Source organism: Mycolicibacter icosiumassiliensis (genome assembly GCF_900078685.2).
Taxonomy (GTDB): Bacteria; Actinomycetota; Actinomycetes; order Mycobacteriales; family Mycobacteriaceae; genus Mycobacterium; species Mycobacterium icosiumassiliensis.
The window spans coordinates 3703056-3728859 of sequence record NZ_LT546166.1; the positions used below are offsets into that span (position 1 = coordinate 3703056).

The 25804-nt window shown below is 66.8% G+C and carries 31 protein-coding genes; 12 read left to right on the top strand and 19 right to left on the bottom strand.

All coding sequences use genetic code 11. The features are described from left to right. Positions 1-32 precede the first annotated feature (32 nt). The 7 genes from BN4346_RS41585 to BN4346_RS41615 all read right to left on the bottom strand — a co-directional run bounded on the left by BN4346_RS41585 (position 33) and on the right by BN4346_RS41615 (position 8230). Positions 33-422, bottom strand: coding sequence for a MarR family winged helix-turn-helix transcriptional regulator (locus BN4346_RS41585; RefSeq protein ID WP_067975520.1), 390 nt, complete (start codon positions 420-422; stop codon positions 33-35). Positions 423-620: 198 nt separating this feature from the next. After that, entirely contained in the window at positions 621-938 is a 318-nt protein-coding gene (locus BN4346_RS41590; RefSeq protein ID WP_067975524.1) for a DUF732 domain-containing protein, read from the bottom strand. Beyond that, on the bottom strand, positions 935-1684 hold the full coding sequence (gene narI, locus BN4346_RS41595; RefSeq protein ID WP_096867578.1) for a respiratory nitrate reductase subunit gamma: 750 nt from the start codon (positions 1682-1684) through the stop codon (positions 935-937). Before narI ends, BN4346_RS41590 begins: the two co-directional genes overlap by 4 nt. Continuing rightward, positions 1681-2349, bottom strand: coding sequence for a nitrate reductase molybdenum cofactor assembly chaperone (gene narJ, locus BN4346_RS41600; protein ID WP_067975527.1), 669 nt, complete (start codon positions 2347-2349; stop codon positions 1681-1683). Before narJ ends, narI begins: the two co-directional genes overlap by 4 nt. After that, on the bottom strand, positions 2346-3953 hold the full coding sequence (narH, locus tag BN4346_RS41605) for a nitrate reductase subunit beta (RefSeq protein WP_067975529.1): 1608 nt from the start codon (positions 3951-3953) through the stop codon (positions 2346-2348). Before narH ends, narJ begins: the two co-directional genes overlap by 4 nt. A 3-nt stretch (positions 3954-3956) precedes the next feature. Further along, positions 3957-7679 carry a nitrate reductase subunit alpha gene (locus BN4346_RS41610; RefSeq protein ID WP_067975532.1) on the bottom strand — a complete coding sequence of 1241 codons (3723 nt, stop codon included), beginning with the start codon at positions 7677-7679 and terminating at the stop codon, positions 3957-3959. 143 nt (positions 7680-7822) lie between these two features. Continuing rightward, positions 7823-8230 (bottom strand): (deoxy)nucleoside triphosphate pyrophosphohydrolase, encoded by a 408-nt coding sequence (locus BN4346_RS41615; protein WP_067975535.1) that lies wholly within the window; start codon positions 8228-8230, stop codon positions 7823-7825. A gap of 33 nt (positions 8231-8263) precedes the next feature. Between BN4346_RS41615 and BN4346_RS41620 the strand changes: the two genes are divergently transcribed. After that, a complete protein-coding gene (locus BN4346_RS41620) occupies positions 8264-8542 on the top strand; it encodes a 4a-hydroxytetrahydrobiopterin dehydratase (RefSeq protein WP_067975539.1) in 279 nt (92 codons plus the stop codon). On the opposite strand, the gene BN4346_RS41625 is transcribed toward BN4346_RS41620, so the two are convergent. Further along, the gene (locus BN4346_RS41625) at positions 8520-9803 is read right to left on the bottom strand and encodes a mannosyltransferase (RefSeq protein ID WP_067975542.1); all 1284 of its coding nucleotides are present in this window, start codon (positions 9801-9803) and stop codon (positions 8520-8522) included. The genes BN4346_RS41620 and BN4346_RS41625 overlap by 23 nt on opposite strands. An 85-nt stretch (positions 9804-9888) precedes the next feature. On the opposite strand from BN4346_RS41625, the gene BN4346_RS41630 reads away from it, so the two are divergent. Together BN4346_RS41630 and BN4346_RS41635 are read left to right on the top strand one after the other, a co-directional pair. Beyond that, entirely contained in the window at positions 9889-10890 is a 1002-nt protein-coding gene (locus BN4346_RS41630; RefSeq protein WP_235653688.1) for an Rv1157c family protein, read from the top strand. 52 nt (positions 10891-10942) lie between these two features. Beyond that, positions 10943-11776 carry a DUF4349 domain-containing protein gene (locus BN4346_RS41635; RefSeq protein ID WP_067975543.1) on the top strand — a complete coding sequence of 278 codons (834 nt, stop codon included), beginning with the start codon at positions 10943-10945 and terminating at the stop codon, positions 11774-11776. Here BN4346_RS41635 and BN4346_RS41640 read toward each other — a convergent pair. Next, complete coding sequence (locus BN4346_RS41640) at positions 11770-11916, bottom strand: DUF1059 domain-containing protein (RefSeq protein ID WP_078058784.1); 147 nt, start codon at positions 11914-11916, stop codon at positions 11770-11772. The two genes, BN4346_RS41635 and BN4346_RS41640, sit on opposite strands and share 7 nt — an antisense overlap. Then, positions 11913-12512, bottom strand: a complete 600-nt coding sequence (locus BN4346_RS41645) for an HhH-GPD-type base excision DNA repair protein (protein ID WP_067975546.1) — start codon at positions 12510-12512, stop codon at positions 11913-11915. Before BN4346_RS41645 ends, BN4346_RS41640 begins: the two co-directional genes overlap by 4 nt. Before the next feature lie 142 nt (positions 12513-12654). On the opposite strand from BN4346_RS41645, the gene BN4346_RS41650 reads away from it, so the two are divergent. Beyond that, a complete protein-coding gene (locus BN4346_RS41650) occupies positions 12655-12951 on the top strand; it encodes a hypothetical protein (RefSeq protein ID WP_067975553.1) in 297 nt (98 codons plus the stop codon). A gap of 9 nt (positions 12952-12960) precedes the next feature. Here the strand turns inward: BN4346_RS41650 and BN4346_RS41655 are convergent, their stop codons facing one another. Both BN4346_RS41655 and BN4346_RS41660 read right to left on the bottom strand, forming a co-directional pair. Next, the gene (locus BN4346_RS41655; protein ID WP_096867581.1) at positions 12961-13134 is read right to left on the bottom strand and encodes a DUF5302 domain-containing protein; all 174 of its coding nucleotides are present in this window, start codon (positions 13132-13134) and stop codon (positions 12961-12963) included. Between the two features lie 44 nt (positions 13135-13178). Beyond that, on the bottom strand, positions 13179-13622 hold the full coding sequence (locus BN4346_RS41660) for a PPOX class F420-dependent oxidoreductase (RefSeq protein WP_067975556.1): 444 nt from the start codon (positions 13620-13622) through the stop codon (positions 13179-13181). A 63-nt stretch (positions 13623-13685) separates the two neighbouring features. On the opposite strand from BN4346_RS41660, the gene BN4346_RS41665 reads away from it, so the two are divergent. Continuing rightward, positions 13686-14216, top strand: coding sequence for a DUF1697 domain-containing protein (locus BN4346_RS41665; RefSeq protein WP_067975558.1), 531 nt, complete (start codon positions 13686-13688; stop codon positions 14214-14216). Between the two features lie 25 nt (positions 14217-14241). Continuing rightward, entirely contained in the window at positions 14242-15063 is an 822-nt protein-coding gene (locus tag BN4346_RS41670; protein WP_067975561.1) for a class I SAM-dependent methyltransferase, read from the top strand. Here the strand turns inward: BN4346_RS41670 and BN4346_RS41675 are convergent. Continuing rightward, complete coding sequence (locus BN4346_RS41675; protein WP_067975563.1) at positions 15060-15443, bottom strand: GntR family transcriptional regulator; 384 nt, start codon at positions 15441-15443, stop codon at positions 15060-15062. The genes BN4346_RS41670 and BN4346_RS41675 overlap by 4 nt on opposite strands. A 28-nt stretch (positions 15444-15471) precedes the next feature. Here BN4346_RS41675 and BN4346_RS41680 point away from each other — a divergent pair, with 28 nt between their 5' ends. Further along, positions 15472-16185 carry an SIR2 family NAD-dependent protein deacylase gene (locus tag BN4346_RS41680; protein ID WP_067975566.1) on the top strand — a complete coding sequence of 238 codons (714 nt, stop codon included), beginning with the start codon at positions 15472-15474 and terminating at the stop codon, positions 16183-16185. Between the two features lie 7 nt (positions 16186-16192). Here BN4346_RS41680 and BN4346_RS41685 read toward each other — a convergent pair whose 3' ends face one another. Further along, positions 16193-16831, bottom strand: a complete 639-nt coding sequence (locus BN4346_RS41685) for a class I SAM-dependent methyltransferase (RefSeq protein ID WP_067975570.1) — start codon at positions 16829-16831, stop codon at positions 16193-16195. Positions 16832-16999: 168 nt separating this feature from the next. On the opposite strand from BN4346_RS41685, the gene BN4346_RS49575 reads away from it, so the two are divergent. Beyond that, a complete protein-coding gene (locus BN4346_RS49575) occupies positions 17000-17125 on the top strand; it encodes a hypothetical protein (RefSeq protein WP_096867583.1) in 126 nt (41 codons plus the stop codon). 61 nt (positions 17126-17186) lie between these two features. On the opposite strand, the gene BN4346_RS41695 is transcribed toward BN4346_RS49575, so the two are convergent. Genes BN4346_RS41695 through BN4346_RS41710 form a run of 4 tightly spaced genes read right to left on the bottom strand, consistent with a single transcriptional unit; the run spans position 17187 to position 21616 of the window. After that, positions 17187-18218: an amidohydrolase family protein gene (locus BN4346_RS41695; protein WP_067975574.1), complete on the bottom strand. Its 1032-nt coding sequence runs from the start codon at positions 18216-18218 to the stop codon at positions 17187-17189. Positions 18219-18228: 10 nt separating this feature from the next. Further along, a complete protein-coding gene (locus tag BN4346_RS41700; RefSeq protein ID WP_067975576.1) occupies positions 18229-19227 on the bottom strand; it encodes a VOC family protein in 999 nt (332 codons plus the stop codon). Further along, positions 19224-20093: an alpha/beta fold hydrolase gene (locus BN4346_RS41705; RefSeq protein WP_067975578.1), complete on the bottom strand. Its 870-nt coding sequence runs from the start codon at positions 20091-20093 to the stop codon at positions 19224-19226. Before BN4346_RS41705 ends, BN4346_RS41700 begins: the two co-directional genes overlap by 4 nt. Beyond that, entirely contained in the window at positions 20090-21616 is a 1527-nt protein-coding gene (locus BN4346_RS41710) for a bifunctional 3-(3-hydroxy-phenyl)propionate/3-hydroxycinnamic acid hydroxylase (RefSeq protein WP_078058791.1), read from the bottom strand. The genes BN4346_RS41705 and BN4346_RS41710 overlap by 4 nt, the downstream gene beginning before the upstream one ends. Before the next feature lie 98 nt (positions 21617-21714). Between BN4346_RS41710 and BN4346_RS41715 the strand changes: the two genes are divergently transcribed. From BN4346_RS41715 to dmpG, 4 genes are read left to right on the top strand one after another with little or no spacing between them, the layout of a single operon-like run. Continuing rightward, positions 21715-22347: a TetR/AcrR family transcriptional regulator gene (locus BN4346_RS41715; RefSeq protein WP_067975796.1), complete on the top strand. Its 633-nt coding sequence runs from the start codon at positions 21715-21717 to the stop codon at positions 22345-22347. Next, positions 22344-23132: a 2-keto-4-pentenoate hydratase gene (locus BN4346_RS41720; protein ID WP_067975581.1), complete on the top strand. Its 789-nt coding sequence runs from the start codon at positions 22344-22346 to the stop codon at positions 23130-23132. The genes BN4346_RS41715 and BN4346_RS41720 overlap by 4 nt, the downstream gene beginning before the upstream one ends. 33 nt (positions 23133-23165) lie before the next feature. Then, positions 23166-24083, top strand: a complete 918-nt coding sequence (locus BN4346_RS41725) for an acetaldehyde dehydrogenase (acetylating) (protein WP_067975799.1) — start codon at positions 23166-23168, stop codon at positions 24081-24083. Continuing rightward, positions 24080-25102, top strand: coding sequence for a 4-hydroxy-2-oxovalerate aldolase (dmpG, locus tag BN4346_RS41730; RefSeq protein WP_067975584.1), 1023 nt, complete (start codon positions 24080-24082; stop codon positions 25100-25102). The genes BN4346_RS41725 and dmpG overlap by 4 nt, the downstream gene beginning before the upstream one ends. Here dmpG and BN4346_RS41735 read toward each other — a convergent pair. Next, positions 25095-25757: a TetR/AcrR family transcriptional regulator gene (locus tag BN4346_RS41735; protein WP_235653689.1), complete on the bottom strand. Its 663-nt coding sequence runs from the start codon at positions 25755-25757 to the stop codon at positions 25095-25097. The genes dmpG and BN4346_RS41735 overlap by 8 nt on opposite strands. Positions 25758-25804: the final 47 nt, after the last annotated feature.

The window sequence follows — 25804 nt, forward strand, 5'->3', positions numbered from 1 at the left end:
ACCCTGTCAATCGCGAAAACGTGAAAGCCACGTCACAGCCCAAGGGGGGACTCCGCGGAGAACCTCTCGAGCTCCTTGAGGTGCAGTTCGGTCAACGATTGCAGGCACTGCGCAGCCGTTTCGGTGAGCTGCAGCCGGATCACCCGCTGGTCGCCACTGTCGCGGACCCGGGTGACCAAGCCGGCCGCTTCGGCCCGCTGGATCAGTTCTCCAGCACTGTGGTGGCGCAACAGCAGGTAGTCGGCGACGTCGCCGACGGTCGGCCCCCGCGAGTCGCTGTGGCCGCGCACCGCCAGCAGCAACTGGTGCTGCGCGGGGGTGAGTCCGGCCGCTTGCGCCTGGTCGGCGCTCCACCGCTCAAAGCGCCGCAGCCGCGTGCGGAACGCAAGCAGCCGAGCATAGACGTCGTCAGGCAGTGGCACGTCTGTAACTTTATGCCGACCACCGCGGGCGCGCGTAGCTCAGCTCAGCTGGGCGGTGATCCGGATTTCAACCACCGCTCCCGGGATAGCCAACTCGGAGATCCCGACGGCTGTCCACGCCGGGTACGGCGGGCGCGTAGTGAAAGTTTTCGTAGATCGACGTCATCCACTCGGGAATCACGACCTTCATGGGTGCTCCTAGGCGCCGTTGGGCACCAGCTGATCCGGGCAGTACAGCTGGGCGGCGATTCCCACGAACTGGGTGCCATGCTCAGTCGTCAATCCGGGGTTGCGGGCCTTGAGGCCGTCCAACACATCCGGGCTCGGCTTGCCCTCGGCGATCAGGCCGCACACCAATTTCGCGGTGATGATGGCCTGGTCAGCGTTGTTGTAGGTGATTCCGGCCGCCCGCAGCGACACCAGGAAAGCGGTATCGGTCTCCGAGGGATCGGCATGGGCCGGCGCCGCGAAGCAGACACAGCCGAGTGCGCCCAGCAGCGCCGCGCGGAGTCTCACCAGCCCCTCCGTTGCGGTCGTGAACCCATCGGCTGATTCCTCCTTGCGACGTCGCGGCTGCGATAGACGATGTACGGCCGAAACAGATAACCGATCGGCGCGCTGAACGCGTGCACCAGACGAGTGAACGGCCAGAGCGCGAACAAAGTCAATGCAATCATGACGTGGACCTGGAAATACAGCGGCGCCTGAAGCATCAAATCGCCGCGAGGATCGAGCGTCCAGATCGAGCGGAACCAGACCGACACGGTCTCGCGGTAGTCGTGTGCCTCCCCGTACGCGGTGGTGCCCATCAAGGTGCAGCTCATCCCGACCACCAGCGCACACACCAGCACCGCATACATCAGCTTGTCGTTGACGCTGGTGGCCTTGAACACCGAGCGCTCGGTGCGGCGCCGATAGATCAGCAGCCCGACACCGATCAAGGTGGCGATGCCCGCGGGCAGGCCCAGGATCAGCGCCTGCAGGTGGTAGACCCGATCGCTCATTCCCAGCGCTCGGGTCCAGGACTCCGGGACGAAGAGTCCCATGATGTGCCCCGCGATCACCACGAAGCTGCCGAAATGGAACATCGGGCTGCCGATCCGCAACAGCTTGGACTCATACAGCTGCGACGAGCGGGTGGTCCAGCCGAACTTGTCGTACTTGTACCGCCACCAGGTCGCGACGCCCGCGATCGCCAGCACGAAGTACGGCACGATGTCCCACCACAGCTCCGCAGGGCTGATGAGAGTGACTTGCGTCATCGGGTCGGCACCTTCGGCATCCCGAGCGAAACGGCTGCCGTGAACGGCTGCAGTCCAACAGCTTCCGCTGGTGGCCCGGACGCCATCAGCTCTCTCACGTTGCGCACCTCCTGATCCGTTGCCGCCGGGAGCGTCTCGCACACCGCCGCTACAGCGAAGGCATACGGCGAACCCGCTTCGCTCAATGCACGGTGCAGCACGTCGATCGGCGTGCGGTGCGCCAGCAGCAGCCGACGACCGGCCTGCGGATCTACTGACGCGGCAAACTCCAGAACCACCGGCAGGTGGTCAGGCGCCTCGGCCAACGGCGGTTCGGCGCCGGCCTCGCGGTAGGCGGTGGCGAAGGCCAGCATCTGCATCCCTCGGTTACGGGTGTCACCACCGGTCCAGTAGGTCAGAAACATCGTCGAGCGTCGCCGCATATCGAAGGTTTCGACATAGTCCACGGCGGCCGCCATCGGGTCAGCTGCGCGCAGCGCGGTGACCGTGCGCCGCAACAGATTAGCCGCCGGCGCGTCGGCGTGGGCGAGCAGCGCCTCGGCGGTGTCGAGCCGCTGAGGCAGTTGCTCGTCGGGGTAGCACAGCAGCAGCGATGCCGCCTGCCAGACCGCCCGGTCCGCGGGTCCGCCGGCCTGACGACGCAACGAATGAATGAATCGCTTCACTGATGCTCCGGGAACATCTCCGGCACGGCCCGCTCGCCGCCACCCCAGTTGAGCAAGTTGGTCCGGCCCCGCGGCCGCTGCGCGTGACCGTTCTCGACCAGATGGAATGACGACTTCGCGACGTCATCGGCGCCGACGAAAGGATCCTCCTCATACGCCTCGGGTCCGCCGGTGATCGAGCAGCCCAGGTGTTCGAGGTCGTGTGCCTGCTGACTGTAGGCGGTCGGGATCACGTAGCGCTCTTCGTATTTCGCGATCGCAAGCAGCCGGTACATGTTGTACATCTGTTCCTCGGTCATGCCGACCGAGGCGGGTATGTGCGGTTGGGTCTCGCGGCCCAGGCTGATGTCACGCATGTAGGAGCGCATCGCCGCCAGCCGGCGCAGCACATCCTCGACCACGCCGGTGTCACCAGCGGTGAACAGCTCGGCGAGGTAGCTCATCGGAATTCGCAGCGCGGCAAGGGCCCCGAACAGGTTGCCCAGGTCTTCACCGTCGTGCCCGTCGCGGCTGACAGCGTCGACCACCGGCGACAACGGTGGGATGTACCAGACCATCGGCATGGTCCGGTATTCGGGATGCAGCGGCAACGCCACTTTGTAGGTGTTGATCAACGCGTAGATCGGCGAACGCTGCGCGGCCTCGATCCAGGCATCGGAGATCCCCTCGGCACGTGCGCCCGCGATCACCTGCGGGTCAGTCGGGTCCAGGAACACACCGCACTGCGCCTCGTACAAGTCGGTGTCGTTGTCGACCGAAGCCGCTTCGAGCACCTTGTCGACGTCGTAGAGCACCAGGCCGATGTAACGCAGCCGGCCGACGCAGGTCTCCGAGCACACCGTCGGCAGGCCGACTTCGATACGCGGATAACAGAAATGGCACTTCTCGGCCTTGCCGGTCTTGTGGTTGAAGTACACCTTCTTGTACGGACATCCCGACACGCACAGCCGCCAGCCACGACAGCGGTCCTGGTCGACCAGCACGATGCCGTCTTCTTCGCGCTTGTAGATAGCCCCGGTCGGACACGACGCCACGCACGACGGATTCAGGCAATGCTCACAGATCCGCGGCAGGTAGAACATGAAGGTCTCTTCGAGCTCGCTTTTGACCTGGTCACTGACCTTCGCCAGGATCGGGTCGTTGACCAGAGTCTCCGGCGCCCCAGCGAGATTGTCATCCCAGTTGGGCCCCCACTCGATCTTCATCGGCTCGCCGGTGATCGAACTCTTCGGCGCCGCAACCGGAATGGTGTCCCCCAGCGGCGCAGCGGTGAGGTTCTCGTAGTCGTAGGTCCAGGGCTCGTAGTAGTCCTTCAAGCCAGGCAGGTTGGGGTTGGCGAAGATGTTCAGCAGCTTGTGCAGCCGGCCGCCGGCCAGCAGCCGCAACCGGCCCTTTTTGTCCAGCGTCCAGCCGCCCTTCCACCGACTCTGGTCTTCGTAGGTCCGCGGATATCCACCGCCGGGCCGGGTTTCGACATTGTTGAACCAGACGTACTCGGTTCCCTCGCGGTTGGTCCAGGTCTGCTTGCAGGTCACCGAGCAGGTGTGGCATCCGATGCATTTGTCCAGGTTCATCACCATGGCCATCTGCGCCATTACTTTCATCGCTTAATACCTCACGTCCTGGCTGCGGCGCCGCACCACCGTGACCTCGTCGCGCTGATTGCCGGTGGGCCCCAGGTAGTTGAACGCGAACGCGTGCTGGCCGTAGCCGCCGGCAAGATGGCTGGGCTTGACGCGGATCCTGGTCAACGAGTTGTGGGTGCCGCCGCGCTTGTTGTTGGTCTCGGCCCGCGGGGTGTCAACGGTGCGCTCCTGCACGTGGTAGACGAACACCACCCCGTCCGGCATCCGCTGGCTGACGATCGCCCGGCCGACGAACACGCCGTTGACGTTGACCGCTTCGATCCAATCGTTGTCCTTGACACCGATTTTCGCGGCGTCGCCCGGGCTCATCCACATGGTGGGGCCACCGCGCGACAGCGACAGCATGTACAGGTTGTCCTGGTAGGTGGAGTGGAACGACCACTTCGAGTGCGGCGTCAGGTACCGCACGGTGATCCCGATACCGTCACCGGTCTCGCCGAGCTCGGGGGCATCGAACAGCCGTGCCATGTCCAGCGGCGGGCGGTAGATCGGCAGGTGTTCGCCGAGTTCCTCGATCCAATCGTGCGCGGTGTAGAAGTGCATCCGGCCGGTCAGGGTGTGGAACGGCTTGAGGCATTCGATGTTGATCGTGAACGGGGCGTAGCGCCGTCCGCCGGTCTCGCTGCCGGACCACTCCGGGCTGGTGACCACCGGCACTGGCCGCGCCTGGGTGTCGGCGTAGGTGATCCGCTTCTCCTCGCTGCCCTCGGACAGGTGCGCCAGTCGCCGGCCGGTGCGTTTCTCCAGTGCCCGGAAGCCCTCCGTCGCGATCCGGCCGTTGGTGGTACCCGACAGCGCCAGCACGGTGTCGGCCATCCGGGTCGCGGTGGTGAGCGCGGGGCGACCGGTGCCGGCGCCGGATGTCATCACCCCGAACTTGGCGGCCAATTCCTCGACCTCTTCGTGCGGAAACACGGTGTAGCCCTTGGTGGTCAGCCCCAAGGTGTCCACCAGCGGGCCAAGTGACTGCCACTTGTCCCCGATCGCGGTGTAATCACGCTCCACCACAGTCACTTTGGGCATTGTCTTGCCGGGAATCGGTGTCTCGCTGCTGCGCAGCCAGTCGCGTTCGGTGCCGTCGGGGTAGGCCATCGCATCCGCGGTGTCGTGCTGCATCGCGGTGAGCACGACGTCGTTGCGGACGCCCAGATGCTTAACCGCCAACGCGCTGAACGTCCGGGCAATCGCGCCGAATGCGTCGTAGTCGCTGCGGGTCTCCCAGGGCGGGTCGATCGCCGCGCTGAACGAGTGCACGTAGGGGTGCATGTCGGTCGAGGACAGGTCGGCCTTCTCGTACCAGGTCGCCGCCGGCAGCACGATGTCGGACATCAGCGTGGTCGAGGTCATCCGGAAGTCGATCGACATGAGCAGATCGAGCTTGCCCTCGGGGATGTCACGGTCCCAGCGCACGTCGGCCGGTTTCACCCCACCGGCGGGCGGCTCGCCCATCACGCTGGCGTCGGTGCCCAGTAGGTGCTTGAGGAAGTACTCCCCGCCCTTACCGGAGGCGCCGATGAGGTTGGCCCGCCACACCGTGAGCACACGCGGCCAGTTGACCGGGTTGTCCGGATCGGTGACCGACAGCTTCAGGTCACCGGCGGCCAGTTGCTCGGCGACGTACTCGCCCGCATCGCGGCCGGCGGTGCTGGCCTCGTCGGCGACATCCAGGCTGGACCGGTCGAACTGGGGATAGAACGGACTCCAGCCCATCGCGGTCGCCGACGCCAGGATGTCCATGGTGTGTCGGCCGTCGAATCGGCCGCGCCCCAGCGGCGTGGTCAGCTTCTCCGCGCCATAGGCGTCATAACGCCACTGGTCGGTGTGGGCATACCAGTAGGAGGTGCCCGGCACCTGGCGCGGTGGCCGCGACCAGTCGTTGCCCGCAGCCATGGTCTGCCACCCGGTCAGCGGACGCACCTTCTCCTGGCCGACGTAGTGCGCCCAGCCGCCGCCGTTGCGTCCCATCGAACCGGTGAGCATGAGCAACGCGAGCACCGCCCGGTAGGTGGCGTCACCGTGGAACCATTGGCAGATGCCGCTGCCCATGATGATCATCGACCGGCCGCCGGATTCTTCTGCGTTGCGGGCGAATTCACGGGCGATCCGGATCGCCTGCGAGGCTGAGACACCGGTGATCGACTCCTGCCACGCCGGGGTGTTGACCTGCGTGTCGTCGTCGTAGCCGGTCGGCCATTCGCCGGGCAGCCAGGGCCGGCGCACCGAATAGTTGGCCAGCATCAGGTCGAACACCGTGCAGACCAGGTGCTCGCCGACCTGACGCACCGGCACCCCGCGCTCGACGACGGTGCCATGACCGGTCACGGTGTCGAAGCCGGGCATCGAGACCAGTGCGGCGGGCTGATCGCCGTTGAGGAACTTCGGGTTCTTGACGGTCAACGCCGGCCGCAGATCGCCGAGGTCCAGGTTCCACTTGCCCATGCCGTCGTCGCCCCAGCGGAAACCCAAAGAGCCGTGCGGTACCACCACACTGTCGGTGGCCTCATCCAGTAGGGCCGGCTTGAACGCTGCGTTCTCGACCTCCGCAAGGTCCCCGCCTAGGTCGGCGGCGGTCAGGTTCTTGCCGGGAACCAACCGACCGTCGCGCTCCTCCAGCTTGATCAGAAACGGCAGGTCGGTGTAGCGGCGCACGTAGTCGGTGAAGAACGGCACCTCCTGCTTGACGTAGCACTCGGTGAGGATGACGTGGCCCATCGCCATGGCCAGCGCGCCGTCGGTGCCGGCCGCACACGGCATCCACTCGTCGGCGAACTTGGTGTTGTCGGCATAGTCCGGGCTGACGGTGACGACCTTGGTGCCGCGGTAGCGGACCTCGGCCATCCAGTGCGCGTCGGGCGTGCGGGTGATCGGGACATTGGAGCCCCACATCATCAGGTAGGCCGCGTCCCACCAGTCGCCGGATTCTGGGACATCGGTCTGGTCGCCGAATACCTGGGGCGAGGCGACCGGCAGGTCGGCGTACCAGTCGTAGAAGGACGTCATCACCCCGCCGAGCAGCTGGATGAAGCGTGACCCGGCGGCGAACGACACCATCGACATCGCCGGAATCGGGGAGAATCCCGCGACCCGGTCCGGGCCGTAGGTCTTGATGGTGTGCACGTGGGCGGCGGCGATCATCTCGGTGGCTTCGGCCCAGCTCACCCGGACCAGCCCGCCCATGCCGCGGGCCTGCTGGTAGCGCCGGCGACGCTCGGGGTCGGCCTGGATGTCCGCCCAGGCCAGCACCGGGTCGCCCAGGCGCGCCTTGGCCTCCCGGAACATCTCGACCAGCACCCCGCGGCCGTAGGGGTAGCGCACCCGGGTCGGCGAGTAGGAGTACCAGGAGAACGAGGCGCCGCGCGGGCAGCCGCGGGGCTCGTATTCGGGTCGGTCCGGCCCCACCGTGGGGTAGTCGGTGGCCTGGTTCTCCCAGGTGATGATGCCGTCCTTGACGAAGATCTTCCAGGAGCACGATCCGGTGCAGTTGACCCCGTGAGTGGACCGGACCACCTTGTCGTGGCTCCAGCGGTCCCGGTAGAAGATGTCGGCCTCACGCCCGCCCCGGCGGGTGACGGTGCGCAGGTCCGGCGACATCTGGCCCGGGGTGAAAAACCGGCCGCTGCGCTCCAGGAGTTCCTCGAGCGGGCCGCCGATTCCCGTGGTGGGCGGTCGCGCTGCGCGTGTCATCACCGATTCTCCTTCGCGGGTCGCCGCGGTCCGACGGATTGCAGTTCGGAGCCCCCGCAGCACACAATCGAGCCCGAAACACCAGCGTAGCGGGATATATCGCTCAACGAGCAAATCCGTCGGCAAGATTTAACAGAGGCTTCTCACCAGAGTGCCCGAGCCAGCTCCGGCAGCCAAGCACGATCAGCAGGTACCCAGTCAACGTCGCCCAGTTGCACAGCGGTCACCCAGCGCAGGGCTTGATGATCATCTGGGCGCGGTTCGCCGCGGATGAGGATGACAAGGTAGGCGCGCATCGTCATCTGCGGATTTAGCACCACGTCCGCACCGAGTCGTTCTCCCACGGTGATCGCTTCAGGATCCAGGCCCAGCTCTTCGCTGAGTTCGCGGGCCAGCGCGGCGGATTCACTCTCACCGGGCATGACCTTGCCGCCGGGCAGTTCCCAGCGACCGGCCAGCTCCGGCGGGTGACGCCGCTGCGCGATCAGCACCGTGCGCCCGGCCACCGATTCGGCGAGGACGGCTCCGGCGACGACGATCTGGGGTGACATGGCGTGTGAGGCTATACCGTCCTACCGTCGGGTATGACTTTGTTGACTGACGATCAGGTGAACGCAACGCTGCCCGACCTCTGGGAGCACGCCGACGGGGCGCTGCGGCTCTCGGTCAAGTTCGGCTCGTTTCTGGACGGGATCGACGCGGTGCGTCGGGTGGCCGAACGTGCCGAAGCGGCCGATCACCACCCCGATATCGACATCCGCTGGCGCACCGTGACGTTCGTGCTGGTCACGCACTCCGAAGGCGGGATCACCGATAAGGATGTGGCGATGGCGGGTGAGATCAACCGGATTCTGGCGACGTGACCCGCGTGGTCGCCATCCAGCCCAAGGTGGCTAGCGCGCCGACGATGTAGACCAGCCCGGCCCAGGCCAGGTACCAGGGCCGGCCGGCTTCCCAGATCGTCGGCTGGAAGAAGCTCAGCAGCCACGGCACGCCGATGAGGGTCAGTGCGAGCCAGACCCAGCCCAGGATGCGGGCGCCGCGGCAACCCGAGCGGGGCCCGTAGAACAGCCAGATCATCAGCGGCAGCAGCCAGACCCAGTGATGGGTCCAGGAGATGGGTGATGCCAGCAGTCCGAACAGCTCGACCACCAGCAACGACCCCAGGGGATCGGGTCCGGCGGGAGTACCGTTCAGCGCCCGCCAGGCGAGCACCGCCAGCATCGCGGTGACACCGATCGCGATCAGCACCGGGAGGCTGTAGCCGGCGTCGTGTCCAAGGATGCGGGAGATCCCGCCCCGCCAGGACTGGTTGAACGACGTTCCGATCGGACCTACCCGGTGGGCGTCACCGAGTAGTTCGGTGAAGTAGCGGCGGGCTTGATCGCCAGTGGCCCACACCGACACCGCAATGGTGCCGGCGAAGACGACGGCCGAGAACACCGCGGCGGCCCAGCGCCGGGCCCCGGCCAGATAGACCCCGGCGATCGCCGGGGTCAGCTTCACCCCGGCGGCCAGCCCGACCAACAGCCCCGACACCCACCATCGCCGGCTGTAGACCGCATAAAGCACCGCCAGCACCAGGATCACGTTGATCTGGCCGTAGTCGAAGGTGCTGCGCAACGGTTCGGTCCAGATCCCGGCCGCCGTCCACAACATCGCGACCCGAGCCTCGGCTGACGGTTGGCCCAGCAGCCGCTGGCACAGCCGCAGCACGCCATACAGTGCGGCCATTGTGCCGATCTGCCACAGGAGCGCAACCAGCCCGAACGGTAGGAAATGCAGCGGGTAGAACACCACCGCCGCGAACGGCGGGTAGGTGAAGGGCAGCGGGAAGTCCGGGGTCTGGTCGGCGTAGACGTAGTCATACAGCGTGCCGGGGTGGGCCAGCGCGGCCGCGCCGTTGATGTAGACGTGCAGGTCGACGAAGTTGGCGCCGTGCGGGGTTAGGTAGGTCCAGGCGAGTCGCGCCGCAATGCTGACCGCCAGCAGCCATGGGGCCCACGCGGTCAGGCGATTCGTCAGCGAACGCGCAGGCGGGGTGTCGAGGGTGGTGTCTACCGGCACGACTTTATCGAACGGCCGCCAGATCACCGGCGCGGTTCGGGTCCGTAACGGTTCCATAAATGACACACGTGTCACTTGAGCCTCAGCAGCAACAGGCTAGCTTCAGTTTTCAGGAAGCCACCGCCGACGAATTGGGGAAGTCATGTCGCGCCTCCAGATGCTGTTCGCCACGCCGTTTTTCGAGACGCAGCGTGCCGCCGCCGCCAGGGCGGCCGTCGCAGCCGGATCGTCGGCCGTGCTGGTGTTCGGCGCCGTCGGCGGGGTCCCCATGGCCGACCCGGCCATGCCGGCGCTGCCGCCGCCCACCGCCGGATTCCCCGGGCTGCCCGCAATCGAGCAGTTGAGCCCGGTGATCCAGCAGGCCGCCGCCGACCCCGCCGGGGCAACCTCGCTGCTGATGGCCGCGGCCGCCGCATTCACCGGAAACTCCAACGCGCCCGCCAGCTCCCGGCAGGTGGCCGACTCGGTGGCACAGTTCGTCCAGTCGCCGCCCGAGGCATTGCCGAGCAATCACGTGCCGACGGCCGGCTCCGAACCCGGGCTGGTGGCCCACCTGCCCAGCGGCATCGACCCGGCCAAGTCGGTGGGACCGGTTCCCCAGGCCGCACTGAACGCGCCCGAAGCCGTGCCCGCGCCCGCCGAGGCCCTGCCCGTATCCCCCGAGATGGCCGAAGCCGCGGCCGCCGCTGCGGCACCCGACGCGGCGACGGCGGCCAACCCCGGATTCGGCCCGGACGCCCCGCCGACCCAGGACTTCATGTACCCGTCCATCGGCCAGAACTGCCTGGCCGACGGCGGCACTGTCATCGCCACCGCGCTGTCGGTGGCCGGCCCGGCCACGATTCCGACCCCCGGCCCCAAGCCCGGCCAGACCGCCTACGTGTTCACCGCCGTCGGCACCCCCGGGCCCGCCGAGACGCAGAAGCTGCCGCTGAACGTCAGTTGGGTGAACCTGACCACCGGCAAATCCGGCAGCGCCACCTTGCAGCCGCGCACTGACATCAACCCCGAGGGGCCGACGACGCTGACCGCGATCGTCGACACCGGCTCGGGCAGCGTCATGTCGACGATCTTCGGTCAGGTCAGCACCAAGGACCACCAGTGCAACTTCCTGCCCACCATCGGTTCGACGGTGGTGCCCTGACCGGCGGATTGTTCCGCGTCGATCCAGTCTGACCGGCGATAAGGTGGTGGCCATGACCGTCCCGCGCCCGTCGGCACCGTGGACGTTGTTGATCGGCTTGGCTGCGATGGTGCTGCTGGCGGTCAGCGGTTGCGCCGGGGAACGGACGCCGGCGGAACGGTCGGCCTCCGGTGCCGCGGTCTCCGCGCCAGCGCCGATGAGCCCGCCGGATCAGCCACTGCAACAGGACCTGCACCGGGACATCGTGACCACGGGCAGCCTCAACATCGCGGTGACCGACGTCGGCGCATCGGTGGACCGACTCATCGAGCTGGCCACCAGACTCGGCGGCCGCGTCGATGACCGCACCGAAAGCACGACGCCGGGTCAGTCCCGCACCGCCGAGCTGACCGTGCGTATCCCCTCCGCAAAGGTCGATGAATTCCTCGACAGCGCAAAGCAACTGGGGGATGTCTCGTCGCTCGCCGTGCGGCACGACGACGTCACCAGCCAACGCGTCGACCTCGATGCGCGGGTCGCTGCGTTGCAGGCGTCGGTGGACCGATTGACCACGCTGATGAAGTCCGCCGCCACCACGGCCGATCTACTGCAGGCCGAGAAGGAGCTGACGTCGCGGCAGGCCGACCTCGACAGTCTGCGGGCCCAGCGCGCCCAGCTCGGCGACCAGATCAGCGACGCGACGCTCACCGTTTCGCTGGCCTCCGAGTTCGAGTCGCCGGCCCCCGGATTCGTCGCATCGGTTCGTCACGGCTGGCACGCCCTGCTGTCGTTCACCCACGGCCTGATCTCGATCGCCGGTTTCCTACTGCCCTGGCTCCCGGTGATCGTGGTGGTCGCGGGCCTCGTGACCGTCCTGCGTCGCAGGACCCGACGGCGGCGTCAGTAGGCCATGAACAAGATGGCGTCCCGGTCGTACTCCATGCCGGGGTGCACATCGGCGAGGTGCTTCTGCACCACCACGACCAGGTCGTCTTCGTCTTTGCCCGTCATCGCCTCGCCACACGGACAGTTCAGGTGAGTTTTCACGTCGCCGCCTTTCCCTTTGTTTCCCGGGCCTGCTTTGCAGCCAACTTCTGCGCCTTCTTGGTGGACCGCACCTGCTGTAGCGACGACGCATCCACGACGTCCGCGATCGACAGATGTGTTCCAGCCTCACCGTATGCCCCGGCGGCCTCCCGCCATCCCGACGGGGTCACGCCGTATTGCTTGCCCAGCAGCGCCAGAAAGATTCGGGCCTTCTGCTCGCCGTAGCCGGGCAGTGCCTTGAGGCGCTTCAACACCTCGGCGCCATCGGGGTCACCGACCGTCCACAATGCGGTCGTGTCGCCGCCGTACTGATCGACCACCGCCTTGGCGAGCGCTTGGACCCGGGCCGCCATCGACCCCGGAAATCGGTGTACCGCAGGCCTTTCGGCGAACAACGCTGCGAATTCCTCCGGATCGCGCTCGGCGATGTCGTGCGGGTCCAGCCCGCCCATCCGGTCAGCGATCTTCTTCGGGCCGGCGAACGCGACCTCCATCGGAATCTGCTGATCCAGCAACATTCCGACCAGCAGCGCGAACGGGTCAGCGCTCAGCAACGCATCCGCAGGCGGGTCCCCTACCAGCTGCAGCTTCGGCACCTGGTCAGTCTAAGACCATCCGGGGCGGCCCGACCCCGCGCCACTCCACCCCAGCCAACTAAACCGTTCCGTTGGTCTGTGTCGGTGGAGTGTGCAACCGTGTAGCGACACCCCGACCGGACGCATCTGCAGGAGAAGGACCATGAGACGTGTAGTGGCAGCGCTGTTCGCAGCGATGGCTACGGCGGTATGTCTGGCGGCCACGGCCGCTGCGATACCGGAGCAGGGCACCCCAGAGTTCGACACCTACATGGAGGGTCTGGAGCGCAACGGGTTCAACTTGAACCCCGACACCGCCTGGCGCCTCGCCCACCAGTCGTGCGAAGGCGGACTTCCCGGCTACATCGGGTTGGAACTCGCCGCGCAGGGGGTCGTCGGCCCCGGAGCGAACCAGCGGGCGATGGACGTGGCCCGAAAGTACGCCTGCCCGGTGCAGTAACGGCCCGAACTAGCCGCTCTTGCGGCGGAATTCCCGGCGGCTCTCCAGCGGCCCGTGCGACCGCGACTGCTTGGCGCCACCGTCCTTGTGGTCGGAGCCACCCGCCGACTTCGCCTTCTTACGCTCCAGCGCCTCCCGGAACTTGCGCTTGTTCTCGTCTGCGGCGGAATCTGGTTCGGGCATACCCGGGAGCCTAGCTCAGCGCATGGCATACCGGTGGGAGATGTTCAGCGCACGCCCGGCGGCATGCCATAGAGGTGATGGATAGGCAGCGTCAGCAGCACACGGCGGTCGGTCACCATGGCCTGGCGGTACTCGTCCCAGTCCGGATGCTCCCCGGCGATGTTGCGGTACAACGCAATCAGCGCCTCGACGGTGTCGTCATCGGGCGCGGCGGCCGGCGACGTGAGCTGGGCATCCCCCTCGGCGACGGCATAGGACCAGCCGTCGTCCGAATCGACCAGCAGCGACGCCCGGGGATCCCGGCGCAGGTTGCGGGTCTTGGCTCGCGGTTCGGTGACCGACACCTGCACCACCAGAGACCGCGGGTCGAAGTAGTACTGCACGTTCGACAGTTGCGGGCGCCCGTCTCGTTTGATGGTGGCCAAGACACCGAGTGAGTTCCCGCTGATCAAGGCAAGCAACTTGTCGTCGAATACCTGGCGTCCCATGATCGAAGCCTACCGACGCATCCGGTTATTGCCATCGTTCTTCCACCGATTGGAGGCCGCCTCATGACCCGGTATGCAGTGTTTCTGCGCGGCGTGAACGTCGGCGGAGTCAACCTCAAGATGGCCGAGGTCGCCGCCACGCTGACCGCTGCCGGGCTGACCGCTGCCGGATTCTCCGAGGTCCGCACCCTGCTGGCCAGCGGCCACGTGCTGCTGGACTCTCCCGCCAATGCCACCAAAGTGCGCGCCACCGCCGAGGCGGCGTTGCGGGAGCGCTTCGGCTACGAAGCCTGGGTGCTGGTCTACGACCTCGAGACGGTGCGCGACATCGTGGCTGCCTATCCCTTCGAACCCGAGGTCCCCGGCCTGCACTCCTATGTCACGTTCGTCGCCGAGGAGGCAGCTCTGACCGAACTGTCTGAGATCGCCGCAGATGCCGACGAGACGATCACTGTCGGCGACGGGGTGATCTACTGGCAGATCCCCAAGGGCGACACCCTGATCAGCACGGTGGGCAAGACGATGGGCAACAAGCGGTACAAGTCCGCCACCACCACCCGCAACCTGCGCACCCTGAACAAAATGCTGCGCTAGGTGGCGCACCGGTAAGGTCGCAGACGTGAGCCAGGCACAGAAAGTCACCCTGACCGGGGTCTCCGAAACCGCGTTGCTGACCTTGAACGCCCGGGCGAAAGAGGCCCGCCGTTCCGACGGGATCATCGAGGACCCGATGGCGATCCGCCTCGCCGAGTCGATCGACTTCGATTTCGCGAAGTTCGGACCGACGCGGCAAGACATCGCCCTGCGCGCGTTGGCCTTCGACGACCAGACTCGCCAGTTTCTGCGTCAGCACCCGTCGGGCACCGTGGTGGCCCTGGCCGAGGGCTTGCAGACCAGCTTCTGGCGGGTGAGTGCGAGCGTTCCCGACGCCGCGTTCCGCTGGCTCACCGTCGATCTCCCGCCGATCGTCGACATTCGCTCCCGGCTGCTGCCGGCGTCGCCGCAGGTTTCGGTCTGCGCGCAGTCCGCCTTGGACTACAGCTGGATGGATCAGGTCGATCCCGACAACGGCGTGTTCATCAGCGCCGAAGGTCTGCTGATGTATCTGCAGCCCAACCAGTCGCTCGGACTGATCGCCGAGTGCGCCCGCCGCTTCCCGGGTGGGCGGCTGCTCTTCGATGTGCCGCCGCCGCTGATGGCGATGCTGATTCGCCGCGGGGTATGGACCTCGCTTCGGTACAAGGCGCCGCCGATGCCGTTCAACCTGTCAGTGAGCGACGCTGCCGATCTGGTGAACACCATGCCCGGCATCCGGGCCGTTCGCGATCTGCCGTTGCCGGCCGGGCGCGGATGGCTGTTCAACACCTTGCTCTCGAACGCCCATCGGCTACGTTTCTTGGATCCGGTCCGTCCGTCGCTGACCCTGCTGGAATTCGGCTAAAGAGCACCGCTGCCGGCACTGTCGAAGGCCGCGTCGAGGTAGCGCAGCGCATCGGCCTTGCCCAAACCGACCGCGCGGGCGGCGGCCGCGAAAGCGCCCGCCGCCTGGGTCATGGCCGCATCGGCCGGGTCACTGCTTGCCACGAAGGTGCCGAACCGGCCGCGAGTTTGGACGACGCCGCCGGCCTCCAGCTCGCGGTAGGCGCGCGCGACGGTGTTGACCGCCAAACCCAATTGGCTCGCCAATTCGCGCACCGGCGGCAACCGGGTTCCCGCGGGCAGCGCCCCGGCCCTAACCGCCTCGATCAGTGCAACCCGGATCTGCTCGAACAGCGGCACGCCGGCATGCACATCGGCTTTCAGCAGGTCGGAGAAGTCCATTCGGCCAGTATCCCGCTATCTTGGTGGCGTGCGGGTGGTGGTGTTCAGTGGCGCAGGAATCTCAGCGGAGAGCGGGATACCCACCTTCCGCGACGACGAGAAGGGGCTCTGGGCGCAATACGACCCCTACGAGGTCTCCAGCATCGACGGCTGGAATCGGCAGCCGGAACTGGTCTGGGGCTGGTATTCATGGCGCTGCCAGCTGGCCCGCCGCTATGAGCCGAACCTGGGCCACACCGCGATCGCGGATTGGGAACAGCACGCCGACGTCCAGGTCATCACCCAGAACGTCGACAATCTGCACGAGCGCGGCGGCAGCTCCACGGTTCACCATCTGCACGGCCGGATGTTCACCTTCCGGTGCTCGGACTGCGAACAACCGCACGACACGCAGCTGCCAGAGCTGGCTGAGCCCGTGCTCGAAATCATGCCGCCGCAGTGCGAGTGTGGCGGCTTGATTCGCCCCGACGTGGTGTGGTTCGGCGAACAGCTGCCCGAGGAGCCGTGGAACGCCGCAGTCGAGGCCATCGACGCCGCCGATGCGCTGGTCGTGGTCGGCACATCCGGGGTGGTCTATCCGGCGGCCAGCCTGCCCGAACGGGCGCTGGAGCTGGGCAAGACGGTCATCCAGGTGAATCCGGAGCCGACGCCGCTGTCGGAGCGGGCCACGGTGTTCCTGCGCACTACCGCGTCGGCAGCACTGCCCGGAATGGCGCAGCGGTTGCCGTTCCTGCTGGGCTGACTGGGCTTCAGGCCGGGCGGCTGGCGGAGCCCAGTGCGAACTCCGACACCGGCACCGGGGCCCACGCCGGGAATTGATGCCCGCGTCGCGTTTTACCGACGACGAAGCCGGCAGCGGTGATCATCTGCTCGGTCTCGCGGTGGGTGTGGCAGTTGCCGAACAGTCGGGGCCAGAAGGTGGCGTCGGCCAGCCGTTGCAGTCCGCCCCGCACCCCGGCGCTGGCGACATGCTCGAAGTAGCGCAGCTCGCCGCCCGGCTTGAGCAGTGCGAACAACTGGCGCAGCACCTCTTCGGGACGGTCGACGGAGCACAAGACCAGCGAGCACACGATCGCATCGAACGGCTCCCCCGCGGCTAGGCCCTCGACGGTGCTCGCCAGCACGGTGATCGGCACCGGCGCCGCCGCCGCGGCTGAAACGGCGGCATCCCGCAGCCGGGACTCAGGTTCGGGGGCCACCACTTCGGTCACGGTGTCGGGGTAGAAGCTGAAGTTGCTCCCGGTGCCGGCTCCGACCTCCAGCACACGCCCGGACAGACCCTCCAGGTTCTCCCGGCGGCGGTCCCGCAACCAGTCGGTCTCACGGCTGGACATGAAAGTCCAGATCCGGGCGAACAGCGGGTTGTCCAGGGTGTCCGATGAGCTCATGGCAGCCACCCTAACCCGACGCCACAGTGACCCGGATTCCACTGGCTCGGGGCAGGCGGACCACGGCTCCAGCACAGGCCCCACAAACGCTACCCGCCGGTAGTATTGCCACCATTTCCCGAAACGTGACTCAATGATTCCTTAATAGTGACCAATAGGCTCAGGGTCATGTGGATCGACGACTCAAGTGCCGACGTCATCAAGGTCGACTTCGAGGCCCTGTACCACGGCGATTTCCTCGTCGAGGGCGACACCTCGGAGCAGTTCGACGGCTTGCATTCGCTGGCCAGCTGATTGATCGGCGTCGCGACAGCGGCGCCCTTCAACATGGTGCGGTTGCGCGCAGGTCGCCGCCTCAGCTTTGGCTGATCATGCGCGACAGGGACCGCACAACGTGACGACTGGCTGAGTGCCGCAGCCTCTGCATTACCGGTTGGCGGATCTGAGGGGCACCCACGCCGAACCGAGGAAACAGCTTTAACGCATTTGTCCGGTCGATCGCATCGCGCCCCGATCGATCCAGACCGGCATACGTCTCCAGACCCGCAGCGAACAATCTTCCGGCAGCGCTCGGCGCGAACGGCCAGTCCGAGCCGAAGGTGACGTGCCCGGGCCGCGCGAAAGCCAACAGGCTCGGCAGCGCCGCGGCGCTGGATGACAAGGCCGTATCGAAGTAGAAGCTGGCGAAATCGTCGAGGATGTCGGCTGGACTTCGGCCGGTGTCCGCCGTGATTGCGAGCGCCATCCGATGGCTGGCGTACGGCACGAAGCCCCCGGCGTGGCTCAACAGGAAGCGGATCTTCGGGTAGCGGCGCCGAATACCGTTGCGCACCAACAAGTAGGCGGCTCGGGTGGTATCCAACAGGAAGTCGGCGGCGAACGGGGCGACCCCGGGTATAACCGGTCCGGGCAGGTCGGCGGGGTGAATGAACACGACGGCCGCGCGCTCATCCAGTGCGGTGAACAGTTCGTCCTGCCCGTCTTGGCCCAGGTAGACGCCGGCACTGTTGGCCAGCAGCACCACGCCGTCGGCCTTGAGCTCGTCGAGTGCGCGGATGGCTTCGGCTACCGACTCCCCCAGATGCGGCATCGGGATGGTGGCGAAGAAGCCGAACCGGCCGGGGTGATCCACGACCAGTTGCGCGGTGTAGTCGTTGAGGTCACGCGCCAGCGCGGCGGCGTCAGCCACGGCCGGCAAAAAAGTGGTGCCGGGGGTGGACACCGACAAGATGGCGGTGCCGATGTCGAGGTCAGCCATGGTCTGCAGCGACGCTTCCGGGCTCCAGTCCGGTAGCGCCCTTCCGCCGGCTTCGTCGATGCCGGCTTTCCGCAGGGCTGTGCGGTAGTTGGGTGGGATCAGGTGGTGGTGAGTGTCGATGCGCAGCATGTCCGCCTCCTCATTGACTGTCGGGGATACCGGCGCCGGATAGGGCCGCAACCGTGTCTTCGTGGTGCCGTAGCGACGCTGCCGCGGCCTTGAACTGTGCGAGCTTGCCGATGATGGTCTGCCCCTCGGGAGTGTGTCCCCAGATGCTGATGCCCTGATGGGTCGTCGGCTCCCAGGTGTTCTCGTCTACGACGATGGGGTTCCAGCCCACTTCCCACTCGAAGCCCGACGGGGTCCTCGCGTAGTAGGACAGTTCGCGGTCGTTGGTGTGCTGTCCGACGCCCAGTGCCATGTCGAAGCCAAGTTCCTTGACGCGTTGGTAGGAGGCGGTCATGTCGTCGAGGTCGGCGACCTGGATGTTGAGGTGTTGGATACGCGTGCGGATCGGGTTGATCGGCAGGCGATTCACCGCGGCGATCGCCACCGAGTGATGCCGCTGGTTGACCCGCAGGAACCGGATCTTGAACTTGATGCCGCTGATCGTTTCGTCGATGAAATCGCTGAGGCGGGCGTCGAAGACGGTGTTGAAGTAGCCGCGTACTTGGTGCGGCTTTGTCGTCGTGATCGCGACGTGCCCCATCCCGGCGTCACCGGTGACGAATCCGCCGCGTACCCGCAGGTCCAGGGGCGAGGGGCTGGTCGAGGCGCGGACGAAGATCTCCTGGGTCAGCCCGTTGGGGCCGGGGAACCACACCAGTCGTTCGACGCCGCGCAGCGCGGCCTGCTCCGCTGTCCCCTCGGTGATCGGGACGCCATGCCCGGTGACCCGGGAGAGGATTTCATCGAAGCTGCCGTGGTCGTCGAGTTGCCACCCGAGGGCGGTGACGTCCTCGCTCGCGCCGCGCTGTAGCAGGAACCGGCAGTCGTGGTCGTCGAGGCGGAAGCGCATCACGTCGGGCAGGGTGTCGTCCACGTGCATGCCGATGGCGTCGCCCCCGAAACGGCGCCAGTCGGCGAACTTGGCGGTCTCGACGACCACGTAACCGAGGTGGACTTTGCCGAAGATCATTGCTCGAACACCGAGGGCGCGCTGAGGAATTCGGTGACCAGCTGGTTGAACAGCTCAGCACGTTCCCACTGCATCCAGTGGCCGGTGCGCGAGGTCATTACCAGCTCGGCATTGGGCATCATGTTTAGCAGCATCGGCCCGCCGGCGGGCTTGTTGACCTTGTCGTCGCGGCCCCAGAGCACCAGGGTCGGTGTTTGCAGGCTTCGAAGCCGGCTGTCGCGAGTGAGGTCCATGCGCCACAGCGTGCGCAGCGCCATCGGTCCGGACGGCCGGCGCAGCGGCGGGTTGGCCACCACCTCCGGGTCGATGGAGGCCTGATACCGCAGGTCGATCAGGTCGTCGGGGACCGCGGCGCCGTCGTAGACCAGGTAGGTGCGGATGAAGCTGGCGAGTTTGTCGCGGCTGGGGCCGTCGCCGCCGTAGTAAGCGAGCAGGGCATTGAGCCCGGCGGTCGGCGCGCCGCGGGTGGTCCCGATCCCGCCGGGGCCCATCAGCACCAGCTTGCCGACTCGCGCCGGGGTGTCCAGGGCCAGCCGCAGCGCGCACGCCCCGCCGTAGGAGTTGCCGACCAGATGTGCGGTATCGAGCCCGAGTTCGTCGAGCAGGCCGCGGATCATGCCGGCGAGGCCGCCGAACGGGTCGCGTTGATCCACCTCCTTGACCGAGCGGCCGTAGCCGGGCATGTCCGGGACGATGACCCGGAAGTGCTGCGCCAGCGCGTCGATGTTGCGGGAGTAGTTGGACACTCCGGAGGCGCCCGGTCCCCCGCCGTGCAGCAGCACTGCCGCGGGGCCGGCACCGGCTTCGGCGAAAAAGATCGGCCTTCCGGCGACGGTGACGGTGCGTTCGGTCAGTGCGGTGGTCATGCGGTGACTCCAGTCGGGATAGGGGCGAGCCCGGCGGGCGGCGCCGGGAGGGATTGTCCGGATTTGGCTGCGGCATAGACGAATCCGTCGGGGCGTAGGACCACGGTGCTCGCCTTCCTGGCTCGCAGCCAGTGCAGCAGGGAGGGTTCGTCGATCTGGATCACCGGCACGCCCAGCTCAGTCCACCCGGTGGTGCCCGCGGGCACCGCACCGGCGTGCACGATCGCCCACCGTCCCCCGAGGATGTCGTCGAGTCGAACGGTCGCGCCGTGGTCGTCGGTCACCCACGGCTGCGGGATCTGCCACCCGACCGCGCGGCGCCCACCGGCGGCGAAGAACCCGTCGGCGTATCGGGCGTCGGGAATCCACATCAGTTTCTGGGACCGGGCATTCAGCCCGGGTATCCGCGACAGGGCGCGCAACACATGGTTGCGAACGGCGGCGAGGGCCGGGTTGCGTTCGGTGATGATCCGGCCCACCATGCATGCCCGGCGGGTGGTTTCGGTGACGTGCGGTTTGCGCTCGGTTTCATACGAGTCCAGCAGCGACTCCGGGGCCTGGCCGTTGATGACGGCCGCGAGTTTCCAGCACAGGTTGGCCGCGTCACGCACTCCGGCCGACATGCCCTGGCCGATCCAGGGCGGCATGGCGTGGGCGGCGTCGCCGGCCAGGAATATCCGTCCCACCCGCCAGCGGTCGGCGGTCCGAACGTGGTGGCTGTAGATCACCGCCCGCAGAATCTTGACGTGTTCAGCAGTGATGCCCTGGTCGCCCAGCACCTTCCAGATCTCGGTTTCGTCGAGCAGGGTCCGCTCGTCTTCGCACGCGCGCGCCGGGTACTCCCAGCGGTGGTGACCCAGCGGTGTGGGGCAGTCGACGGTGGGGCGGGCCGGGTTGCAGTGAAACCGCAACCGGTCATAGCCGTCCCAGGTGTTGAGCACCTTGGTGTCGATGACAACCCACCGTTCGCTGTATGTCCGCCCGGCGTAACCGACGCCCAACTGTCCACGAGTGGGCGACGACCCGCCGTCGGCCGCGATCACGTACGACGCCCGCACTCGCTTGATCGTGTCGCTGCGCAGGTCGACCAGCATGAGCTCGACCTCGTTGTCTATCGGCAGCACCCGCAAGCATTCGTGTTCCAGGAGGATGTCGACGTCGGCGAACCGCTGCACGCCCTCGCGCAGCACGCGATCGACCGCGGGCTGGTAGAGGAACTGTTGAGGCGGATGCCCGGCCCCTCGGGGTGCGATTTTCAGATCGATGAAAGGCACCCCCTTGGCGTCGACGAAGTTCAGCGGCCGGTCCGGAAGCATGTCTTGCTGCAGCCGCTCCGCCAGGCCGACGGACTGCCAGATCCGCATGACCTCATCGTCGGTCGAGATCGCCCGCGCACGGCCGTAGATGTCGGGATCACGTTCGACGACAAGCACTTTGAGGCCAAGTTGACCCAAGAGGTTCGCGGCGGTGGCGCCGGTCGGCCCGTAGCCGATAACCGCCACGTCATAGCTGGTTGTGGTCACGATTTTCACCCTCGCCGTCGAAGACTTGTTCCGTAGTGATCGCTACGGTAATGTAGTGATCACTACAGAGTCAAGACTTCACCGCGAGGAGAATGCAGATGGCAGGGAAAGCCCAGCCGGACCGGCGCACGCGGGCCGACGGTGAACTGTCGAGGGAACGCATCCTTGACGCCGCCACCGAGATCTCCGCCGAGCGCGGCTACGAGGGCACCAGCATCGCGCTGGTCAGCCAGAAGTGCGGCCTGCCGGCCAGCTCCATCTACTGGCACTTCAAGAACAAGGACGACCTGATCGCGGCGGTGATCGAGCGCAGTTTCGGCACCTGGTTGACCGCTTGGCAGGTTCCCGACGAAGGCGCCGCGCGTGAACGCGTGCAGGGCTTGGCGATACAGATTGCGAAAGCCCTGTTGAATTCCCCCGACTTCATCCGCCTGGGGCTGATGTTGGCGCTGGAGCGCCGGCCGGTCGAAGCGCGGGCGCGCGCGATGTTCATCGCCGCCCGAACGCAGACCTACCATCAGTTGACCGAAGCGTTGCGCGACCTCACCCCCGAGCTCACCGACGCACAGTTGCACCAGCTGGTCACCTATGCGATCGCCGGCGCCGACGGTCTGTTCATCGCCAAGGAGGTCGGCGGTGACGCCGTGGATCTTCTCGAATTGTTCTCACTACATGCCCACGCCCTGTACGACTCTGCGATTCGGCTGATATCTGAGAACGCCGGCCAATGACACTGACACCCAACATGATCCGCGAGGCAGCTGGCCTGCTGCATGCCGCCCAGACCGAGCGGGCGCCGATCACGCCGCTCACCGAGCGCTATCCCGGCCTGGACGTCGCGGGGGCCTACGCGATCCAGCAGGTCAATCTGTCCCGCCGACTGGCCACCGGCCGCACCCTGGTGGGCCACAAGATCGGGTTGACCTCCGCGCCGATGCAAACCCTGCTCGGTGTCGACGAACCCGACTTCGGCTACATCCTCGACGACATGGTGCTGGCCGACGGGTGCGTCACCCCGGTCGCCGGCTTCTGCGCACCTCGGGTCGAACCCGAAGTCGCCTTCCTGTTGTGCGCGCCGCTGCGAGGGCCCGGGGTCACCGTCGCCGATGTCCGCGCCGCGACCGAAGCGGTTGCCGTCGCGTTGGAGATCGTCGACAGCCGCATTGCCGACTGGAAGCTCACCCTGCCGGATACCGTCGCCGACAACGCCAGCTCGGGTGCCGTGGTGCTCGGCGACTGGACACCCTACGGCGACGCCCTCGATCTGGCCGGTGCGCAGGCATCGTTGCAACTCAACGGAGCCGAGATCGATTCCGGGATGGGCTCGGCAGTCATGGGCGACCCGGCCGCCGCCGTGGCCTGGCTCGCCAACGCCTTGGCCCCGTTCGACATCGAGATCGCACCGGGCCAATTCATCATGTCCGGGTCGTTCACCACGGCAGCGTTCGTTCATCCCGGTGACACCGCCACCGCGACCATCAGCGGCCTGGGCACCGTGTCACTGAGCTTCGCCTAGAGGAGAGTCGTGACATCGCAACCGATCTGGCCGGTGGCCATCCTCGGGTCAGGCAATATCGGCACCGACCTGATGATCAAGATCCAACGCGACCGTGACCGGGCCCCGCTGAGGATGGCCGCCATGGTCGGCGTCGATCCGGATTCCGACGGCCTGGCCCGCGCCGCCCAGCTGGGGGTGCCGACCACCGCCCGTGGTGTCGACGGCCTGCTGGCCATTCCGGAGTTCGCCGATATCAAACTGGTTTTCGACGCCACCTCCGCCGACGCGCACCGCGCCAACTGGGCCAAGCTCGCCGCCACCGGCGTACGCATGGTCGACCTCACCCCCGCCGCAATCGGGCCGTACTGCGTGCCGGTGGTCAACCTCGACGACCACCTCGACGCACCCAACCTCAACATGGTCACCTGCGGCGGGCAGGCCACCGTGCCGATCGTCGCCGCAGTTGCCCGGTCCGGCATCGTGTCCTACGCCGAGATCGTGTCATCCATCTCCTCGAAATCCGCCGGGCCCGGCACCCGCGCCAACATCGATGAATTCATCGAAACCACCACGCGCGCTTTGCACGTCGTCGGAGGAGCCGAGCGCGGCAAGGCGGTCATGGTGCTCAACCCGGCCGATCCGCCGGTGTTGATGCGCAACACGGTGTATTGCCTGGTCGACGGGGACACCGATCATCGGCGAATCGAGGACGACGTACGGGCGATGGTCGAGCGCGTCAACGACTACGTCCCCGGCTACCGGCTCAAGCAGCGAATCCAGTTCGAGGCGTTCGGTTCCGACAATCCGCTGTATATCCCCGAGACCGGCAAGTTCATCGGCACCCGGGTCACCGTGCTGCTCGAGATCGCCGGTGCCGCAGACTATCTGCCGGCCTACGCCGGCAACCTCGACATCATGACCTCGGCGGCCAAGGCCACCGCCGAACGCATCGCGGGGGCCGCAGCATGAACCTGTACATCAGCGACGTCACGCTGCGCGACGGCATGCACGCGGTACGTCATCAGTACAGCATCGAGCAGGCGGTGACGATCGCGTCCGCACTGGACGCGGCGGGCGTGGACTCCATCGAGGTGGCGCACGGCGACGGGCTGGGCGGATCCAGCTGCATCTACGGATTCGGCGCGCACACCGACCTGGAATGGATCGAAGCCGTTGCCGAGGTGGTGCGCCGGGCCAAGGTCGCCACCCTGCTGCTGCCCGGCATCGGCCGTGCGGTCGACCTGCGCGACGCCCATCGGGCCGGTGCCACCGTGGTGCGGGTGGGCACCCACTGCACCGAAGCCGACATCGCCGCGCCATACCTCGGCGCCGCCCGCGAACTCGGTATGGACACTGTCGGCTTTTTGATGATGAGTCATCTGGCCACTCCTTCGACGCTGGCCGCCCAGGCCAAACTGATGGAAGGGTACGGCGCCACCTGCGTGTACATCGTCGACTCCGGCGGAGCGATGACGATGCGCGACGTCGCCGACCGGGTCGAGGCACTGCGCCAAATCCTGCTGCCTGCGACGGAAATCGGCATACACGCTCATCACAACCTATCGCTGGGAGTGGCGAACTCGATTGTTGCCGTTGAACATGGCGCCCGCCGAGTCGACGCCTCACTGACCGGGATGGGTGCCGGGGCCGGCAATGCTCCGCTGGAAGTGTTCATCGCGGCCGCCGAGAAGCTGGGCTGGGACCACGGCTGTGAACTGCACGCCCTAGAAGACGCCGCCGACGACATTGTTCGCCCCCTGCAGAGCCGGCCGGTGCGGGTGGACCGGGAAACGCTGACACTCGGCTACGCCGGGGTGTATTCCAGTTTTCTCCGGCACGCCGAGATCGCGGCCGACCGCTTCGGCATCGACGCCCGCACCCTGCTCGAAGAGGCGGGACGCCGCGGCATGGTCGGCGGACAGGAGGACATGCTCGTCGACATCGCCTTGGATCTGACCGGCGCAAGCGAAAATGTCCGACTCAGCTGATTTCACCACCATCCAGATCCGGGAGGGGGCGTCGACAGATCTCGGACGCCTCGGCGGCGGCCATCCCGAACATGCGCAAGACGTCCTCGGTGACGCGGTCGGCGGCCAGGGCGTCATCCCGCTCGGGTTCGTCGACCAGCAACTGGCCTAGGCCCAGGAGTGCTCCCGCGGCCACCGCTACCGCCCGCGTGGGATCGTCGACGCGGAACCTCCCAGCGTTTGCGGCGGCGGTGATATCACGCCGTACGCGGGGCGCAAGCCCCCGATCGCAGGTCAACAGCGGCAGCCCATGAGCAAGGAGCACTCGACTTTCCTGTGGACGGCGCCGAAACAGGCGTCCGGTGAGCCGGAAGCTGCACGCGAAGATCTCCGCCGGATCGTCGAGCGATTCGGTGAGGCGATCCAGCAGGGCTCCATGGGCGTCGAGAACGTCGTTGACGGCCGCGGCGAACAATTCCTCCTTGCTGCTGAAGTGGTTGTAGAACGAGCCCATCCCGACGTCGGCGGTCTGGGTGATCTCCAGCACCGCGACGTTGGTCTTGCCTTCGGCGATGAACCCCTGCGCGGCCCGGATGAGAGCGCCGCGGGTGCGCTGCTTGCGGCGCTCCAGGCGATTGGACCCGTCACCTTGCCGATTGGCCCGGCCTGCTGCCACGACAGCCCTCCTTCCGAGTGATCTCATCGTAGCCAAACCCATCACTT